General features: G+C 43.0%; 15 protein-coding genes. 13 read left to right on the forward strand and 2 right to left on the reverse strand.

The annotated features are described in order from the left end of the window. Nucleotides 1-14 precede the first annotated feature (14 nt). The 7 genes from tssH to NNX04_RS21735 all read left to right on the forward strand — a co-directional run bounded on the left by tssH (nt 15) and on the right by NNX04_RS21735 (nt 9,581). Nucleotides 15-2,681, forward strand: coding sequence for a type VI secretion system ATPase TssH (gene tssH / locus NNX04_RS21705; RefSeq protein WP_261948525.1), 2,667 nt, complete (start codon nt 15-17; stop codon nt 2,679-2,681). A 64-nt stretch (nt 2,682-2,745) separates the two neighbouring features. Continuing rightward, nucleotides 2,746-3,267 carry a DUF4198 domain-containing protein gene (locus NNX04_RS21710; RefSeq protein WP_261948526.1) on the forward strand — a complete coding sequence of 174 codons (522 nt, stop codon included), beginning with the start codon at nt 2,746-2,748 and terminating at the stop codon, nt 3,265-3,267. Nucleotides 3,268-3,269: 2 nt separating this feature from the next. Then, complete coding sequence (locus tag NNX04_RS21715; RefSeq protein ID WP_261948527.1) at nt 3,270-4,433, forward strand: lipase family protein; 1,164 nt, start codon at nt 3,270-3,272, stop codon at nt 4,431-4,433. A 47-nt stretch (nt 4,434-4,480) separates the two neighbouring features. After that, nucleotides 4,481-5,884 carry a tetratricopeptide repeat protein gene (locus NNX04_RS21720; RefSeq protein ID WP_261948528.1) on the forward strand — a complete coding sequence of 468 codons (1,404 nt, stop codon included), beginning with the start codon at nt 4,481-4,483 and terminating at the stop codon, nt 5,882-5,884. 4 nt (nt 5,885-5,888) lie between these two features. Next, entirely contained in the window at nt 5,889-8,681 is a 2,793-nt protein-coding gene (locus NNX04_RS21725) for a tetratricopeptide repeat protein (RefSeq protein ID WP_261948529.1), read from the forward strand. A 49-nt stretch (nt 8,682-8,730) separates the two neighbouring features. Beyond that, on the forward strand, nt 8,731-9,345 hold the full coding sequence (locus tag NNX04_RS21730) for a tetratricopeptide repeat protein (protein WP_261948530.1): 615 nt from the start codon (nt 8,731-8,733) through the stop codon (nt 9,343-9,345). A gap of 2 nt (nt 9,346-9,347) precedes the next feature. Further along, nucleotides 9,348-9,581 (forward strand): hypothetical protein, encoded by a 234-nt coding sequence (locus NNX04_RS21735; RefSeq protein ID WP_261948531.1) that lies wholly within the window; start codon nt 9,348-9,350, stop codon nt 9,579-9,581. A gap of 25 nt (nt 9,582-9,606) precedes the next feature. Here the strand turns inward: NNX04_RS21735 and NNX04_RS21740 are convergent, their stop codons facing one another. After that, nucleotides 9,607-10,770 carry an ATP-binding protein gene (locus NNX04_RS21740; RefSeq protein ID WP_007645640.1) on the reverse strand — a complete coding sequence of 388 codons (1,164 nt, stop codon included), beginning with the start codon at nt 10,768-10,770 and terminating at the stop codon, nt 9,607-9,609. Nucleotides 10,771-10,889: 119 nt separating this feature from the next. Beyond that, entirely contained in the window at nt 10,890-11,882 is a 993-nt protein-coding gene (locus tag NNX04_RS21745) for a hypothetical protein (RefSeq protein ID WP_261948532.1), read from the reverse strand. 261 nt (nt 11,883-12,143) lie between these two features. On the opposite strand from NNX04_RS21745, the gene NNX04_RS21750 reads away from it, so the two are divergent. From NNX04_RS21750 to NNX04_RS21775, 6 genes are all read left to right on the forward strand, one after another. Further along, entirely contained in the window at nt 12,144-12,695 is a 552-nt protein-coding gene (locus tag NNX04_RS21750; protein WP_007645644.1) for a hypothetical protein, read from the forward strand. A gap of 141 nt (nt 12,696-12,836) precedes the next feature. Then, nucleotides 12,837-13,745 (forward strand): ParA family protein, encoded by a 909-nt coding sequence (locus NNX04_RS21755; RefSeq protein ID WP_007645646.1) that lies wholly within the window; start codon nt 12,837-12,839, stop codon nt 13,743-13,745. A gap of 75 nt (nt 13,746-13,820) precedes the next feature. Continuing rightward, complete coding sequence (locus NNX04_RS21760; protein WP_261948533.1) at nt 13,821-14,855, forward strand: ParB/RepB/Spo0J family partition protein; 1,035 nt, start codon at nt 13,821-13,823, stop codon at nt 14,853-14,855. Then, nucleotides 14,848-15,270, forward strand: a complete 423-nt coding sequence (locus NNX04_RS21765) for a ribbon-helix-helix domain-containing protein (protein WP_261948534.1) — start codon at nt 14,848-14,850, stop codon at nt 15,268-15,270. Before NNX04_RS21760 ends, NNX04_RS21765 begins: the two co-directional genes overlap by 8 nt. 1 nt (nt 15,271) lies before the next feature. Next, a complete protein-coding gene (locus NNX04_RS21770; protein ID WP_261948535.1) occupies nt 15,272-16,138 on the forward strand; it encodes a replication initiator protein A in 867 nt (288 codons plus the stop codon). A gap of 796 nt (nt 16,139-16,934) precedes the next feature. Then, nucleotides 16,935-19,028, forward strand: a complete 2,094-nt coding sequence (locus tag NNX04_RS21775; protein ID WP_261948536.1) for a hypothetical protein — start codon at nt 16,935-16,937, stop codon at nt 19,026-19,028. Nucleotides 19,029-19,156: the final 128 nt, after the last annotated feature.

Genomic DNA, 19,156 nt, shown 5'->3' on the forward strand with positions numbered 1-19,156 from the left:
TTAAGGATAGAGACATGATTAATATTGATCTGAAATCGCTTGTAGTAAAACTCAATGAACCTTGCAGAAATGCACTTGAAAGTGCCGCTGGCTTATGTTTATCAAGAACTCATTATAATGTTGAAATTGAGCATTGGCTGCTTAAACTATTAGAGATAGCGGATAGTGATATCCTGTCCGTACTAGAAAAATTTGATATTAATATTGGCAATCTCGTTCGTCACCTAAACCGGGAATTGGATGCTGTTAAAGCCGGAAACTCACGCGCTCCCGCACTCTCCCCTACTATTGTCGATTTGGCAAAAAATGCATGGATACTTGCATCAGTAGAGTATGGCCACAGTAAGATTACTTCTGCTCACATACTAGCAGCACTATTATTGGATGAAAGCTTACGTCGAGCAACCGAAGCCACTAACGGTGAATTAAAAAAAATTATTCCTGAGTCACTACGTGACGTAGTCCGTAGTGTTATTGGTACTACTGGTGAATCCAAACAAACAGAAAATTCGAACTCCTCTAATGAAGATAATTCAACATTTACTGCGCCAAGCAAAACACCATCACTCGATAGATTTACAGTTAATCTCACTGAGGCTGCCAAGAAGGGAAAAATTGATGCCGTATTAGGGCGAGATGATGAGGTTCGTCAAATTATTGATATTCTTATTCGTCGCCGCCAAAACAATCCTATTCTTACGGGAGAAGCTGGCGTAGGTAAAACAGCCGTTGTTGAAGGCTTTGCATTGCGTATTGCATCAGGTGATGTTCCTGAACAATTAAAAAATGTCACCATCCGCAGTTTGGATTTAGGGTTATTGCAAGCTGGTGCAAGCGTAAAGGGTGAATTTGAAAACCGTTTAAAGTCAGTCATTGCTGAAGTCAAAGCATCATCTGAACCGATTATTATGTTTATTGATGAAGCGCATACATTAATTGGCGCGGGAGGGAAAGAGGGACAAGGTGATGCTGCAAATCTTCTCAAACCAGCATTAGCACGGGGAGAACTACGCACCATTGCTGCCACAACATGGGCAGAATATAAAAAATATTTTGAACGCGATCCTGCGCTAACGCGTCGTTTTCAGGTCGTAAAAATCGAAGAGCCTGATGAAGAAAAGGCTATCAATATGATGCGTGCTATCTCTGATATGTTACAAAATCATCATCGCGTAAGAATTATGGATGAAGCGATTGTGGACTCGGTACGCCTTTCAAGTCGTTATATTACTGCACGCCAATTACCCGACAAATCAGTAAGCCTACTTGACACGGCGTGCGCGCGCGTCGCACTCAGCCAAAGCTCCACACCCGCAGCAATTGAAGACACTCGCCGTCAAATTATTCAATGCAATGCAACAATTGAATCTCTTGGTAGAGAAAACGCATCCCATGGAAACGCTACCGAACGTTTAGCGCAACTTGAAACAGAAAAACAACAATTGCAGATGCAACTACATGATCAAGAGGGACAATGGCAACTGGAACTGGAAAAAGTAAAAACAATTCAAAACTTACAAAAACAAATAGAAGATGATTTTCATAACCGCAAAAATAATGCAGCCGAAAACGTCCTTAATAACCATGAGTTAACTGCACTGCGTACACAGCTGAATAATTTACGTGAAGAACTTGCTGTATTACAAGGTGAAGCTCCGCTAATTAAAGTCAATGTAGATAGCCAAGCCATCGCCGAAGTGGTTGCAAACTGGACCGGTATCCCCGTAGGAAAGATGGTATCAAATGAAATTAAAGCTATTTTAGATTTACAGAGCGCGCTAGGAGAGCGAGTTATCGGCCAGCCTCACGCCTTGGAAGCAATTGCACAAAGCATTCGTACATCGCGCGCCGGCTTAACTGACCCACGCAAACCTATCGGTGTATTTTTTATGGTCGGCTCAAGTGGGGTAGGAAAAACAGAAACAGCACTCGCATTAACAGATATTCTCTATGGTGGTGAACAAAATATTACCGTCATCAATATGTCTGAATTTAAAGAGGAACATAAAGTATCCATGCTGTTAGGCTCACCGCCGGGATATGTAGGCTATGGTGAGGGTGGTGTTTTGACTGAGGCGGTCAGACGCAAACCTTATAGTGTAATTTTGCTTGATGAAATGGAAAAAGCTCATCCTGGTGTACAGGATATTTTTTACAACTTGTTTGATAAGGGCACGATTAAGGATGGCGAAGGTCGTGATATTGATTTTCGCAATACAGTGATTATTATGACGTCCAATGCGGGTGAAGAACATATTCGAGCAATGTGCGTCGCACAAGAAGAGCGCCCGGATCCAGAAGTGTTATTGGATAACTTCCGTCCGCAACTGCTGCGCTATTTCAAACCCGCCTTCCTTGGGCGTACGACCGTCATTCCTTACTACCCACTCGGCGATGATGACCTGATGAAGATTTGTGTGATTAACATGAATCGTATTAAAAAACGGGTTAAAGGTCATTACAACGCTGCACTCACTTATGACGAGGATGTATTACTTCATATATTGGCACGCAGTCAGGAAGTCGATACAGGGGCACGTAATATTGAAAATATTCTCACCCGCACTTTACTACCTGCGCTGGCTGCTGAGTGCCTTGGAAAAATGGCCAACGGTGAAACTATTAATAGCATTCATGTGGGGGTTACCGAGGAAGGGCAATTTAATTACAAGATTTTATAAACCATAACATCGTCAGCTATTTCTGCTGATAGCGTGATTATGATTCTTACAATCAGGAAAATAAATGTTAAACACCAGTAAATTTTTTTATTTTAAGAGAAGCATAGTCATTTATTTGTTTATAGTTTTTTCTTTATTCTATTCGATGAGCGGAGTTGCTATGTCTCTTTTTGGTACTGAGGTTGTATTATTCCCGTATATGCAGGGTAAACTGACTTATCAAGGTAAACCCGCTGCGGGCGCAAAAATTGTACGACACATAATATGGAAGGATGAAGATGGAGAAAAGGAAGTTTTTTATGCAAATGAAAATGGTGATTTTGATTTGCCAATCAAAAAAGATAAGTTAAGAATCCCTATGCTGGGAGAGTTTGTCATTGCCCAGCAACTTAGTGTTACTTTTTATGATACAGAATATTTTATTTGGTACAAAGGTTCGTCAGATTTTGATAAATACAGCGGGCTAGGTGGTTATCTACAAAACATGCGATGTGAAATTACTGATGAATCAGTAAGGATAAATGAATTTAATGCGTTATTTACTACCTCATGTAAGTGGGATTCTATCGTCAAACAAGGAGATTAATCATGAGTGTATTATCACCCAAAACGGTCGCTGAACTTGCTCAAGATATATACCGTGTTCAATCAAAACTAGCTGCCGCAGTAACTGCTTTTTTAACCCGACCAGAATTTTCACAAAAACCAGGTAATTCCTTACACCTAAAAGCCGAAGTCGGTTCCCGTCTTATCAACACCAAAGATGGTTTTGGAATGTGTGTGTGTGGCGGCAAAGGTTACGAGAAAGATCTGTTTTTAATATTTCGCGGTTCCACTACTGCCAATATAGGTGCGGATTGGATTAGTAATGCGCGTATTGGTGTAGCAAGATCGCAGACCGGATTACCTGTGCATATCGGGTTTAATTCTATTTTTTGCAGCATGAAAAGCAGCATTGAAGAATTTTTGGCTAGTCACCAGGATGCCCAAGGTACAGTTCATTGCATTGGTCATAGTCTGGGTGGTGCCATTGCTACACTCGCTGCCGACTGGGTCAGTTCAAAAGGCCGCAATGTAAAACTCTATACCATAGCCGCGCCTAAAGCTGGTTTGGAGTTCTTTGCGGACCGACTTACTACTAAAATAAAAGCCCACAATATTTACCGCGTCTATCACGCCACTGATGTAGTCCCTATGATCCCGGTATTCCCGTTTGCGCACCCACCATTTTGGGATATCGGTTATCAATTACCTAGTAGCTCCCTGATTTCACTTGCCGCACATAAAATGCAAAACTATATCAACTCCATAGGCACTAACAGTTGGGAGAGCTTGGGAGTTATTGCTAAAAAGGATATCGATGACCGCTCGGTAGAGCGTTGGCTGAAGTCAGAAAAATCGGTCAATCCGATGAGCGCCAAAATCTGGGAATGGATTAATGCGGGCCTTATGCTGGTGCTGCGCAAGTTTGTTGGAGAAGCAATTGTATCGTTACAATCCCCGTTTATAGGAGTATTAACTCTTGCCGATAAAATTGCCTGGCTCCTACGCAAGGGCATAGACTTGTCTGTTGCTGCTGGAGAATGGGTAGTGTGTTTAATGCGGAAGATTATGCAAGCACTGGGGATGCGCCTCGCTAAAAAAGCGAAGGAGCTGACCCAAGCTTTTATGCGGCAGGTTCTACAGCGCTTGCTGGCTCGGATGGCTGATGAAGCTATGCGTGTCGTCCGCGATTTAATTAATAAAAATTAAATCCCACGCATATATTTACTTAATGTCACCACCATTTGTGATAACCAATGACTGCTTTATATAAAATTGCCCAATACTTCCCGGTGATCGCACTGGCGATACGTGCCAAACATAAGCAGCTGTTGCTGCTTATGTTATTTTTTGCACAGTATTCCTATAGCAGTAATGTGCCATTCCCTCCTACTGATATGCTCTTCTCTACTGCCACCGCCGCCGCGTATCAAGATATTGCGCGCGACAAAAAAATAGGGATTATCACAGCAGATTTGGAACAGATTATAAAAACATCTGAAGTAGCAATACTATCTAAGGATTCTATAACTGCAATTGCAACAATCCTGGGCAATATGCCAGCAATTGCCCGGCAAATACATTTGCCGCAAATACAGAAAATTGCCGCTCTGGCTTTGTCACTTCACAACATCGCAATTGCTGAAACTCTGTTAAAAACAGCAAAAAATCAAGGTGACATATTTAGTGAAGCAAGAATCACTTTTGAACTTGCCAAATATCACGCAGATCAAGGCCAATGGGCCAATGTAATCACAAGACTTAGAGATTCTGGGGTTATCGAAAGTCTTACCAAGGACAATGCAGCAGAGGCCAATTTATTAATTGGTAGCGCTTTACAGCAACAAAAAAGACATCGTGAAGCTATGAGCTATTATGAAAAAATAAAAGCTGATTCTGTTCATTATAGGTTGGCTCAACTTAATCTTGCCACTGCTAATATCCGTCAGGATTGGTGGACTGATGCGCACATGGCAATTAATAATGCAATAAAGAAAAATAGCTCTAAAAAAGATGAGCTTGATTATCGGCTGCATACCCTACTCGGTTTTTCTCAAATTCAATTTGGCTTTTATCGTGATGCACGAGAAAGTTTTCGCAACGTATCACTTAAAAGTGATTATACAAATCGCGCTTTGCTTGGGTTGGGAATGGCAGCATTACACCAAGAGGACTTTATAGGGGCATTAAGTGCTTTCAAACATCTACGAACAAAAGAAGAAAAAGATATTTCAGTAGCTGAATCATATTTATTAAATGCTTTTACGTTGCGCCAACTTGGGCAATACGATGATGCGCTGGCGGCTTACCAGGAGGCGGTTGTCTATTATTCAGACTTACACAACCAACAAACTAATACGATATCTAACCTGAATGAACAGAGAATTTCGCTACAAATAATCAATAGTATTTTCATACGTCCAGAGTCGCGGAATGATAAGCAACTACGTCATTTCGTAGAAAAAATTAATATTATTGCTGATCTATTGAACTATCCGGTATCAAGTATCACAAAGACTCAGTTAACGAATACAAAAATACTTCTCGAAAAAGAATATGTAAATCTTGCAAAAACAATTCTACGATCAGAACAAGAATCAATCGCTAGTTATCTAAGCCAATCAAAATTTGGGTTGGCAACAATTTATGATGGTAAATAGTCCCATGCATTCACCCATTCATCCTATACCACTTTTATTTTTATTGTTGTTAATGGGCTGTAGCACGACGGAACAACAAGAAGTCACGTTGCGCGATATAGATATCCAGTCATCTGATGAAGATGTGGCACCAGTATTCATTAAGGCTAAAAATGAGAGTGAAATTAAAAAGGCTTATAGTGATTACTTAAAATCTGCTTCCGTTGATGAAAAAGGACGCCGGGCGGCTATAAGCCGTTTGGCGGAGCTGGAAATGGCAGAATTAAACAAACTGGATGATGAAAGTACAAATACTGATGTCAGCATTGATCAAAGTGAAGGCTATAAGAAATCTATTTTACGCACAATAGATCTGCTTTCAGCAGCAATAAATGAATATCCCAATGCAAAAGATAACGATAGAATTCTTTATCAATTATCTCAAAATTATGAAAAATTGAATCTTCAAGATCAATCGCTGAATACGCTAACTCAGCTCACCACACAATTTCCACAATCAGTTTACTATGCAGAAGCCCAGTTTCGTTTGGCTGAAAACGCTTTTGTTTTGGGGGATTACTTAACGGCTGAAAGTTCATACTCAGAGGTGATATTTACTGCCGGTGGCAACGAATTTTATGAGCGTTCACTGCTAAAACGAGGTTGGTCCCGTTATAAACAAGGTCTTTTTACTGAAGCAGTAGAGGATTATGTAGCCGCAATTAAACATAGGAAATTCGGTAATTATCAGACCCTGACAGGAAATGATCTGGGTGATTTTGATGAATACTTCAGAGCACTTGCTCTCGCGGCAATAAACCTTGAAAGCACCGATCTGCTTAAAAATTATTTTAATACACCAACCGATAGTGATTACCTCTATCACACCCATCAGGTTATTAGTTCTATCTACCTGGCACAACAACGATACGCAGATGCTAGTATCATTCTCAATAATTTTATTGCGGGCAACTCCGATTCAGAACGAATTCCAGAGGCTTATTTACAACAGCTACAAGTCCTTAAAAAGGCCGGACTGAATGACGAGTTTGCAGCAGCGATGGAGGCTTTTTATATTCGCTTTAATACGAATAGCCCTTATTGGGAAGGAAAAAAATACTCTTCAGCTTACGATGTTATTAAAAAATCCATGCGCGATAATATTTTGCTGGTTGCTGATGCACAACAACAGGAATATCGAAAAACCCGAAAAACTGGAAATTTTGTTGCCGCTAATCAATGGTATCAGCGCTACCTAAACCAATATTCATCCTATGCAAGGCAAGATAAGGTTTACACCGCATATGCAGAATTGCTTGTTACTCAAAATATGAATGAGCAAGCTCTCAGTTATTTTGAAAAAGCAGCCTATGATGGCGATATTGTACTGGACAAGGAGGCAGCTTATGCCACGATTGAGCTCACCGATAAACTACACAAATCTTATCCTGAAAATTCCGCATGGCTTGACCGACACCTAACCTACTCTTTGCGTTCAACGCAATTATATCAAGATGAAAAACGCTACCAACAGGCGAGCCTATACGCTGTGGAACTTGCGTATAAAAATAAACGTTACGCAGAAGCGATTACGTTTTCCGAGAGCATTGCACGAAGTGCCGCGGAAAATATTCGCAAAGAAGCGGATTATATTCGAGGATTGTCCTTCTTAAAGATCAAGAATCCGGAAAAAGCAGAAAAAGTTTTCTCATATCTCCTATCTACCGAAAATAATAATACCGATAAAATCCGCTTTAGTAATGGCTTGGCGCTGGCAATATATGAACAAGGTCAGGCTGATTTACAACTCGACAAGATTGACTCTGCGATTGCCAATTATGCTCGCGTAGTCAAACAAGCTAATACTGCCACCATTGCACCTGACTCGCTCTTTGCCGCTATTAACCTTGCTATAGCGCATGAACGTTGGAATCTGGCAGTAGCTAATATTGAACTATTTCAACAACAATTCCCCAATCACCGCTTGTATCAGGATGCAACGCGGGAACTCTCAAATGCCTATATAAAACTGGGGCAGGAAGATAGAGCAGCCGTTGTATTTGAAAAAATATCGACTCAAGACAATGATCAAAATATAAAAATGGCTGCTTTATGGAAAGCAGCCGCATTGTATGAATCAAAAAATAAACCCTCCGACGCAATTCGGGCTTACACCAGTTATGCGAATAATTATCCGACGCCTTATGCTCAGTATTTGGAGTCTATGGATAAGCTATCTTCACTTTATTTACAAAAAAACGATCTTGAAAAAGCCGAATTTTGGCAACGCCACATTATTAATGCTGACCAAAAGACAGTACAAAGTTATAAAAATGATCGCACAAATTATATTGCCGCTACGGCGGCTTTAGCCTTGGCAAAATATCAAAAAGATAAATTTGAAAAGAAAAATCTTGTAGAGCCATTGGCCAAAAACTTAAGAGAGAAGAAAAAATTTATGCAGGAATCTATTTCTCTTTTTGGTCAGGCATCGTCATATAACATTGCTGAGGTGACTATAGAAGCAACCTATTCTATAGGAAAAATATATCAGGAATTTTCGAAGTCGCTTCTTAATTCAGAACGGCCGAAGAATCTTTCAGATGATGAGCTTGAGCAATATAACATTCTTATTGAGGATCAAGCATTTCCTTTTGAAGAAAAAGCTATCGAATTCTATGAAATAAATATGGCAAGGACAGCCGATGGAACACACAGTTCCTGGATCAAACAAAGCCATATCGAATTACAAACACTTTTCCCATCGCGCTATCAGCGCCATGGAAAATTTCATGTTTTTAGTAGCACAGCTAACTGACTATAAATAATTTTATCTTTTTGAGTAAACACAGCTGAATGGAGCCGTGATGAAATTTTTACCCGAATTAAATATTCATAAAATAACTGGGCTGTTGATAATCGGACTGCTGTTGAATGCTTGTACAACAAAATCTGGAGCCCCAGCGGAGACGCCAGTGGTATCCATAATAGCAGCGCCGCTGGCTGAGAAAGATATCCCCTTATATACCAATGCTATTGCAGCATTAACCGCCGGTAATGCCAAAGAAGCTGCAGTATCACTCACAAGGGTTACTGAAAAAAACCCAGGCTACCTTGATGCCTGGGTTAACTTGGCAATTGCAGAATACTCGCTAAAACACATTAATGAAGCAAAACGTGCGATAGGACAGGCACACATGCTTCAATCAGAATCTGCCGATATCAGTAATATTCAAGCGCTCATCTGCATTGATGATGGACGCTATAAAGAAGCTGAGCAACATTATTTGACTGCGTTAAAACTCGATGCCAATAACGCTAATGTCCACTACAACCTGGCCTTACTCTACGACCTTTATTATCAGGATATCGCCAAGGCAATTCCGCACTATGAACATTACCTTTCACTCTTAAACCAAAAGGATGAGAAAACCGAAGCGTGGACAGAAGAACTAAAAGATACACTGAGCAGGAGAAACTGATTATGAAATGGCATAGATTGTTAATAGTTTGCTTTGGCATTTCGCTCTCGGTATTGGCCAACAATGAAATTGATAGCGAAACTGGAATAGCCGAAGGCAATGAGGAACTGCCCAAGATTTTATATGTGGTTCCATGGAAAGAAAGCCAGAACAAGAAAGTCGCAAATCCAAAACTGGTATTACATGACTTGCTAGGGGATTTATACGAACCCCAATTAGCTTCTGATTGGCAATAAAACCGAATAAAAATTTGGAAGAAATTCAGCGGTCAAATGTGGCAGCTAACTGATCAAAACCTATGGCATTAATACCATTACTGAAACTCATCGCCGCTCCTGCATAAATTAAATAGCCGCTAGCCATTTGCGGCGACAGCTCAATGATTCGTTTAAGCCCTTTCAGAAGTTCCGGTTTATAGGTCGAACTGGATTTTATTTCTATAGGTGTTAACTGCCTACCTTGCTGGAAAAGCAAGTCAGCCTCCAACCCATTGCTGTCGCGGAAGAAATAGAGATTATCCAACTTACCGCGGTTGTATCGATTTTTAACAAAGTCCAACACAACAAGATTTTCAAATAATTGCCCAATCAAAGGGTCCCGCGCAACCTGCGTTGTGTTTTCTATGCCCAAGAGAAAACACAGTAGCCCTGTGTCAACAAAGTAATACTTGGGTGATTTGATCACTCGCTTACCGAAATTTTCATAATATGGGGAAAGCTTATAGACAATAAAAGAAGCCTCGAGAATGGATAACCAATATTTTATGGTTGTCGCACTCACGCCCACATCGCCAGCAAGCGATGAATAATCCATCAACTGCCCTACCCTGCCGGCAACTAATTTCATAAATTTCTGAAACTGCGCAACATCTTTCAGGTTGATGAGTTGGCGGACATCGCGCTCGACATAGGTCTGATAGTAATTTGAATAGGCAGGTGTCGGTCGCTGATGCTGATCATAGATCCGCGGTAGAAACCCGTTGTAGATATAATCTTCCGCATGGCTAAAACCCAATTGATTTTCTACCAATTCGGCGATGGAGAAAGGCAGCAAGTGAAGTACTGCCGTACGCCCCGCCAAAGACTGGACTATGGCCTCGCGCAGAGCTAACTGATGGGAACCGGTTAACACGTAGCGGCCATTTTCTGCTCCCGAATCCACAGCGACTTGCAAATAGCTAAGAAGATCCGGCACTCGCTGGATTTCATCAAAAATAACCTTGCCAGTGAATTGCGCCAAAAACGCTTTCGGGTCATGTTGGGCGAATTCACGGGTTTCTGGTTGCTCCAGATTTACATAGGCGTAATCAGGAAGCGCCTGGCGTGCGAGTGTGGTTTTACCCGCCTGACGTGGCCCCAGTAGGGTGACTATGGGGTACTCACTCAACAGTTGAAGAAATTCTTGTTCTATATGTCGTTTAATCATCTGCACAGATTAAATTATGCAAAATTAAAGTTCAACTTTTATATTGCATAGCTTTACGCCTATTAACTTCGCAGCAACTCACAAAACAAATTGGTTAATAACTGAACAGGAGATCGTCACTATTCAAAACAAGTCGCACAAGACACCAGAACATGACGCCCATTGTGCTCGCTGCGCAATGGGCGAGGCCGCTTGTCAACCAAGGTCATAGCGCGATAAAGGGCATTTTCTTTATCGATGGTGAGGCGTTCGTGTTCTGCAGGGTAGCGCCAGGGGTCCAAACCGCCCTGCCCTATGAATGCATGTTTATCGATAGTAATTGTCTGCACGTGCAGCAACTCATGCAATAAGGCGTCGGCGGGTGAGGCGATGCAAAAGGGTTTTTGTTCGTCACACTTGTCGTAGAACTTTAACTTGGCACCGGATCGCGGATCAAAAAAAACGTCCACCTTGGTTATATCCATACGGGTACCTTTAACATTTGTTTGGAAGGTATGGGGTAGATATTTGAGTGTCCATTCAGTTGCGGCAATTGACTGTATCAGCTGCACTGCAGCCGGATACTGCGCGTAGTAAGCCGCTAATTCATGGATATCATCCAATATTCCAGGAGGATAACGGGCAATGTCATCCATATGATTAAGAAGAATTTGCGCCACGGCTTTACTCACCAAAGAATCCTGAGGTTGCCCAAACATTTTAGTGAGCGGTAAAACAGCCTTTTCTTGTTGCAAAAAGTCCGACCCTGCATATTCTGGAGCAATCAGATTCAGGCTTAGCTCTGCCTCCTCCGCTACAATCTCCATCGCGGACATACTCATTACTAAAAAAACAATCGAGAGAAATTTTTTGCGCCTGCAATCATCCGTCGCGCTTTGTGGCGCACGCCTATCGGCCTTTAAATAAATGCCTTGTCGCTCGGCATAGTTCTTCAAGCGATTAAAGTAGTCAGGATGTGTATGGGCTAGTGCCGGAGAGTGAATGTAATGTGGTACACCTGCGATGACACAAGCATGCACCGGGTGAATATCAACTGGGTCAACTTTATCCCGATTTGATAAGCCATGAACAACGTCGGTCCAATGATCAAGGATAGTTTTTTGCATCATCACACCTCAAAGCTGTGATTGAGCCGATACAGCTTTAGATGAGAAATAGCTGTGTTGAAAGTAATAATAGAAGCCAATACTGATTGCAGATTGAACAAATTGATCACAAAAACGGTTTTGTTACTCGATATGGAAATATAAAGAGCCCTCATCGACGTTTGATTAACGTTAATTCTCACCTATTTTTAGTCACGCGACTAAAAATAGGTGAGAATATCAGCTCCTCTATCACAATTTAGTCACATGACTAAAAAGGAATCCACAATGGAATATTTGCCCTACCTTTTGGATAAACGGGACGCCGTTGATTTTTATCAGAAAAATCCCGCCTGTAGTGATGCAGCCAAAGCCTGTGTGGTTGCCTTTTTGAGCAAGGCAGGCCTATCCAACCGCGAAATCCGCGCTGCGCTCAATATCGATAAGGTTTATACCGTTACCCATCTGAAACGGGCGGGACTGTCGCTCACTGAAACGGAACTGGCGCTGTGGCATAAAAATCCCGCCTGTATCACCCTGGGCCACGTCAGAGCTGTGGCTAAGCTACCCCAGCAAGAGCGCGAGAGGATGTTGCGTAAACTACTGGCGCAAAAAACCCCCGTTCATCAGTTTGAAGCTATAGCCCAAGGTGAAACCGAACAACGAAATGCGGATATCAAACGCTATCAGGAACGAATGGCGGAAGTATTGGGTCGCCCCGTTAAGATCCGCTACAACAATGCCAAAAAATCCGGTTCGCTCTGTTTGGATTTTTTTACTCTGGAAGATCTGGATCATCTCGCCACTACACTGGGTTTTAAAGCAGAGGAAGATTTTTAGCATCCCCTGCCCTTTTGCCGCACAGGAAACCCTTGATAGGGGTCGATTTTGCGATTGTTATGGTTAACACCCCTCAAGGCACTTGCTCAAGAAAATAACACATGTATATTATACGCTGTATGTTATTTTCAGGGGATTGAAATGTTTACTTATAAAAGCAAAGTTCTGGCTGTGCTCAATCAAAAGGGTGGCGTTGGTAAAACAACGGTGGCCAGTGTAATAGCCGAATACGCCGCCATAGTGGCCGGTAAAAATGTACTGGTAGTTGATTTGGATATGCAATGCAACTCATCTGACTACTGGGTGGGAATGGAAACAGCGCCACAAGCAACCGGCGGACAGTTGCCACCCCTACACCCGGATTATGATGGCGATCCTGATTTAGACTCGCGCTCCAATATTGCTGATATCTTCTTTGGCAAAGCCGTACTGCCGCACTCTACCTATATTCGCGCGGACAATGGATTTAAACACAGTGTCGACATTATGGTGGGCCACCCTGCCCTGCTTGAGCGAATCAATAGTGAGTACGATAACTCTTCCGGTAAAATTGCATCCTTGATTATCGATCGGCTCGGTGAATTTTTGCATATGGAAGATGTGGCCGAAACCTACGATCTAATCATTTTAGACACTGGCCCAAGCCGCAATCCAATCTTCCGCTCGGCAGTCCGTGCCGCGACCCATGCAATTATTCCGTTTGAACCCGAAGAAAAAAGCCTGCAAGGTATTAACGCAATGCTGCAGGTTATTCAGTCGGAAAACTTTTCGCGCAGCGAAGACCATCAACTTAACCTGATCGGTTTGTGCCCAAATAAAGTTCGCAGCAATACCAATATTCACCGCAGTACACTCGAAATGTTACATCGTGAACTGGGCGGTATCATGTTCCCCTCAGAGGTCTACCTCCCACAATCTACCGCCTTCCCGGAGCGCGACCTTAAAGGTATTTCACCGCGCAGTATTTTTCAAATATCCGCCCAGCATGTCGCTCACAAACAGAGTTCATCAGTCGGCGAGTTCACTATCAAGCGGGTTTTTGACCATTAATTACTTGTAAATTTCGATCAGTCACGCAAACACGGACTGTCTGTCTCCCGAGGAGACACCATAGGAGAATTTATCATGGCTCGTAAATTTGGCTCATCCAACACCAACCGCGTCGGCACCGGCAAAATCGACCAGTCAGAATCAACTGGCGAAAAATGGGCGGGTTCTGTAGCTGCACAAGTAGCAACAGCGGCCAATATCAAAGCCATAATGGCCAAAACAATCCCGGTTAATTATGTTCAGTGTGATCCACAAAACCCGCGCAAACTTGCCCTGAGCCAAGCTCAAGTCAGCGCCATCGCACAAAACTATCCATTGGATGCAAAACTGCTGCAAGTGGAAGATGCTACTGATTGGATCGAAGACTATGTGGCAAGGGTAGGTCAGGGCGAAGGGCTGACAGGTAAAGCGGTCGGCGATCTGGAATCACTGGTTAGTTTTGCTGCCGCCTTGAAATCTGCTGACCGCTTATTACACCCCATCGTGGTTTGGCGCGATGAAAGCACCTTTCATTTAATCGCTGGCGAACGTCGGCTGCTTGCACATATCCTGCTGGGTGAATCGCATATCGCTGCCCGTATTCTCGAGCAGCACTACAGCCGCGCCGAAATTGACACCTTACAATGGGAAGAAAACGTTCACCGGGTCGATATGTCGCTCTGGGAACGGGTTGAGCATGTCAAAAAGTTGCTCGAATCAGAGGCGGGCATAGCCGCAACATCAGTTACCAAACTGAGTAAAATTTTGGGGCGCAGTCGCGCTGAAAGCCAGCGTTACCTAGTCGTGCTGCGCTACCCTTCACCATTGCTATTGGATGCCATCAAAACCGGTAGGGTAGGGGATCTTAAATCAGCGGCGGCGCTTGCGCAGTTATCATCGGAACAACTACAGAAAAAGTTGTCAGGTGCACCATCAATTGCTCCCCCGAAAGCAAGCGTAAAATTTAGCGATAAATCCCAAAGCCAGGCTTTTGCCACTTTGTTAAAAGCCGCAGCAAAACAGCTAAAAATGGAATCCGCCATTAAACAAATTGATTTAAAGAGCCCTGCAGGAATAAATGAGGCATTGGCCATACTCATCGATGGACTCGGGAGTTCAGCTAATGGCTAAGTTTTCCCTGCCCAAAGCGGGTGACAATAGTGCTCGTTCCAGCATTAGAGTTCCCAAAACCATGCTGGCCAAAATAGATGAAACTATGGAACAAAGCGGCTATAACCGCAAGCAACGATCAAAGTGGATTGAAGATATCACGCTTTCTTTTCTCCAACGCTCAGATGCCCCCAACTTGATCGCCGAAGAATTTATTGTTCCGGGATCCACTGAATCCATTCCCGTTACACTCAGCAATAACCTGGATAACCAGATCAATGCAGTATTGGAGCGCGTCCAGCAGGAAGAGGCAATACGTAAAGACCGCAGCGCAGTTATCCGCACAGCAATCACCCAAAACTTGCTCGCAAGAGCAGGGCGTCAACTGTCTCCCAAGGAGACACGCCTCCCGGTGACCATGGGCGAGGGGGATTAAAATGTCACAGAAGATCGAGAAAACCGACCAGCTAGACCTCTTTGTCGCCGACATCATCGATATCGCCCCTAAGGGTGACCTGCATTCCATGGAGTATCCGATTTTTGCAATCAGCTCCAAACCGGACACCGAGATTTTTCGCTACGAGAATCCAAACGGTAATTGGCTAGAGATTATCCCCTCGGTAAATGGTAGAGCCACAATTCATGACAAGGACCTGTTGCTTTATTGTTTTGGTCAGATTGCCGAGGCTCTTAATCGGGGCAAAAGCATCAGCCGACGGCTCAAAATTACTGCCTACGATTATCTGGTGAGCACGAATCGCAACACCGACGGGCGCTCCTATGCTGCCATTACCGATACACTTGCGCGTCTGCGTGGCACTACTTTCAAGAGCAATATCGGAAATCAGGAAAATAAAAAAGGCGAAGTGTTTGGTTTAATCGATTCAGGTAATGCCGTTACCGACAAAAATGGACGACTGGATTATGTTGAAGTTGTGCTGTCGGAACACCTGTTCGCCTCCATTACCAACCATCGAATTCTGACTTACAACCGTGACTATTTCAGATTGCGTTCGCCCTATGACCGACGCATGTATGAACTCTGTCGAAAACATTGCGGCAATCAAACCTATTGGGAAATAGGGCTTGAAAATCTTTACTCCAAATTTGGAGTCAAATCAGAGCTTCGTGAATTTCGTCGAAAAATCAAGGAATTGGTAAAAGAACAAGCTATTCCAGACTATTACATCGAATATAAAACAGCCAAAGAAACAGGAACTATCGAAAAGGTTCAGGTTTACCATGATAAAGATGCCTATCTGCGGAATCAGAGCCAGACGCTGCATCCAGAAAACAATCCATAACGCCAATACATACTGAACTTTGCCTCGTGTTTTTAACCACAATTAAAATACTGGCATCGTGGTTTTAACCACACCAAGTAGCGCAACGAAAGTATGAACACAGGCAAAAAGTACAAAGGCGATTAAAAAAGGAGCAATAAATCTCTGAATCAAAAAAAACATACAGTATGTTTTTGATTAATAGGAGTTCGTGATTTTAACCACGCAATCTGAGCGACTAGAAGCAAAGCAAAAGTGACAACCAAGTAGTGGGAATTGTGAATAGCAACGTGTTTTTGACCACAAAAGCAACGTGTTTTTAAACACAGTTTATTCGGGTCTTTAACCACAAAAGTACGTGCTTTTAACCACGGGTAATCGTGATTTTGAACACCCTATGGGCTATCAAAACCGCCAATAGTAAGGCTTTGGTGAAATGTAACTATTTAATAACTATTAATAACTTTAAATATATTAACTAGCTAAGTAACTAAAAAGCTGGGCTTTGCTCCGCTGATGGACAATTGGGACGATGCTACGCAGCGCGGGCAAAAGCTATGGAAAACGCTACGCGTTTACACACAGCTTTTACCCACTTCGCCCCAATTGACCACAGCACAAACCTAAAAGTGAACTTGGGGTCTGTGGAATCAACAAACGCTAAAGCGTTACATCTAATAACTAAAAAAGCATTTTGATCTGTTTTTTCTAATGCCTTCACACTTTTAAATTGTGATCACTGTCATAATCCGCGCCTTTTGAACACACCGCTTCATTCGACAGCTCCTCTCTTTATCGCAAAGGAATCATTACTATCATGACGATAGCTACACTGCACCGCGCATTCTTCCGAACCGTTTTACTCCTGGGCTTCACTGCACTTGTCGCTTGCGGCGGAGGTGGTGGGGGAGGCGATAACACAACGGCCTCACGATCCAGTAACAGTACTGCTGGTACCAGCAGTGCAGGTATCAGCAGTTCGGTGGGTGTCAGTAGCCTTGCCCCGAGTAGCAGCAGTGTCTCTTCTGTTCCGCTTCCCGATACTATTCCCAATAGCTTTAGCTTTAACTCTGTTACTGGCGTGGAGCTCTCTGCAGTAACGCCCTCTGATGTCGTAACCATTTCCGGTATTAACACTCTCGCTACCGTGAGTGTTACGGGTGGGGAATATTCTATTGATGGCGCTGCGTTTACCGCGATCGATGGTCAAGTCAGTAATGGACAAACACTCGCCGTGCGATTGACCGCGTCGGCGGTGCACAGTACAGCGACCAGTGCGACGGTGACTGTTGGCGGAGTGAGTGCGAGCTTCAGTGTGACTACCAAGGCCGATACCACGCCGGAGGCTTTTAGTTTTGAGCCCGTAACTGATGCTGCGCTCGATACGGTTTATACCTCCGGTGCAATTACGGTCACTGGCATTGATGCGGCCGTGCCCATCACTGTCACTGGTGGTGAATATGCGATTAACAGTGAGGAGACATTTACCTCAGCGGCTGGCACTGTGTCGGCAAACAATACGGTCAGGCTCAGAGGAACATCTGCAACGGGTAATAATCTGACCCACGCGGTTGTCGTCACTATTGGTGGTGTCAGTGCTACTTATTCCATCACTACCATCCCGGACACCACGCCTCCGGTCGCTGAATTCAAATTCCCTACGCCTTACACCATGAGCGAAGCCAATACGGTAAAAGTCCGTGGCATTGCCACCGATGACAACACCATTACCAGCGTGAAAGTGGTGGTGCGTTCATTCAAGCTCGATACTCCAGATGAAACGATTGCATCAACCGAGTTTGAGGTAACGCCGAAAGCGGAAATAGACGGCGTAAAAGATTTTTCCAGCTGGACGGCTGATATCCCACTAACTGCGCTTGCAGAAAATGAAATTAAAGTGATTGCAACAGATGAGAACGACAATACGACTCCGAACGAGGATGCTAATAAGGTCACTATTCGGCAGGCCGATGTCTTGAGTGCATTCCCGGATGAGGTGAATCAGTTTGATTATGCGGTGAGTCTTGTTTTTGACACTTATGATGGACGTAATCGAGTGCTTGTTGCGTCATCCTATGGTGGCGATCAAAATGTCATAGCCGTTGATTTAGCAACAGGGCGTAGATCAATTGCTTTTACATCCCCTGACTGCAGCCTGTTTGGATTAACAATTGATCCCTTAAGTAAACATATCTTTGGTGCGTGTAGTGGTAATTTATATGAGTTCAATTTAAGTGATGGTAGTTTAATTGGTACTTATAGGGTTGAAGGTTCTGTTACCACAATACCAGCCATTGTGCTTGACAGAAACAATGGTCGAAACCGATTAGTATTATTAGAACGTAGAGAATCTGAAGCATCAGGAAAAATAATTTCGTTTGCGTTGGACACTAAAATATTTTCTACTATATCTGCTGTAGATCAACTGCCGTCTTTTCAGGTTAGCGAATCTATTCTATTGGATGGAGACAATTATTTAGTGCCTGGTAGCGATCTCAATAGTGATTTCGGTGGCCAGATCATTAGTGTGAGTGCATTGGATGGCACTCGAAAAATATTGTCCGATAATACCATCGGTACCGGAGATCTTTACGGAGGAGTTGGCTTTCGGGATATGCCAGTATTATCAACTATGGTTAAAGATCCAAATGCAAACAAATTTTTCGTATTTGAGTATTGGTCCAGCAGAATATTTACTCTCGACCAAGAAACGATGAATCGAAAAATATTCAGTGATATTTCTTTCAATCAACAGGGTATTGTTAGAAACGAAGTTGGATCTATTGATATGGATACCGATGGAGTTAAAGGGCATCTTTATATTGCTGACGAGCGACGGAAATCTATTATCATAGTTGATACTGAAACAGGCGCAAAAGTAATCCTTTCAAAATCAAAAAATAACCGCTGATAGCTAAACGTCCTAAACAATTCAGCGAGCACTACAAAGTGCTCGCTGAACTGGCAATCTCCAAAAACCATATACGTTAGCAACGTGTATCATCTCGCTCCCAAATATATTTTCATTTCGGCTCATAG

Origin of the sequence: Cellvibrio sp. QJXJ, from assembly GCF_024452345.1 — a bacterium.
In the GTDB taxonomy this organism is placed as follows: Bacteria; Pseudomonadota; Gammaproteobacteria; order Pseudomonadales; family Cellvibrionaceae; genus Cellvibrio.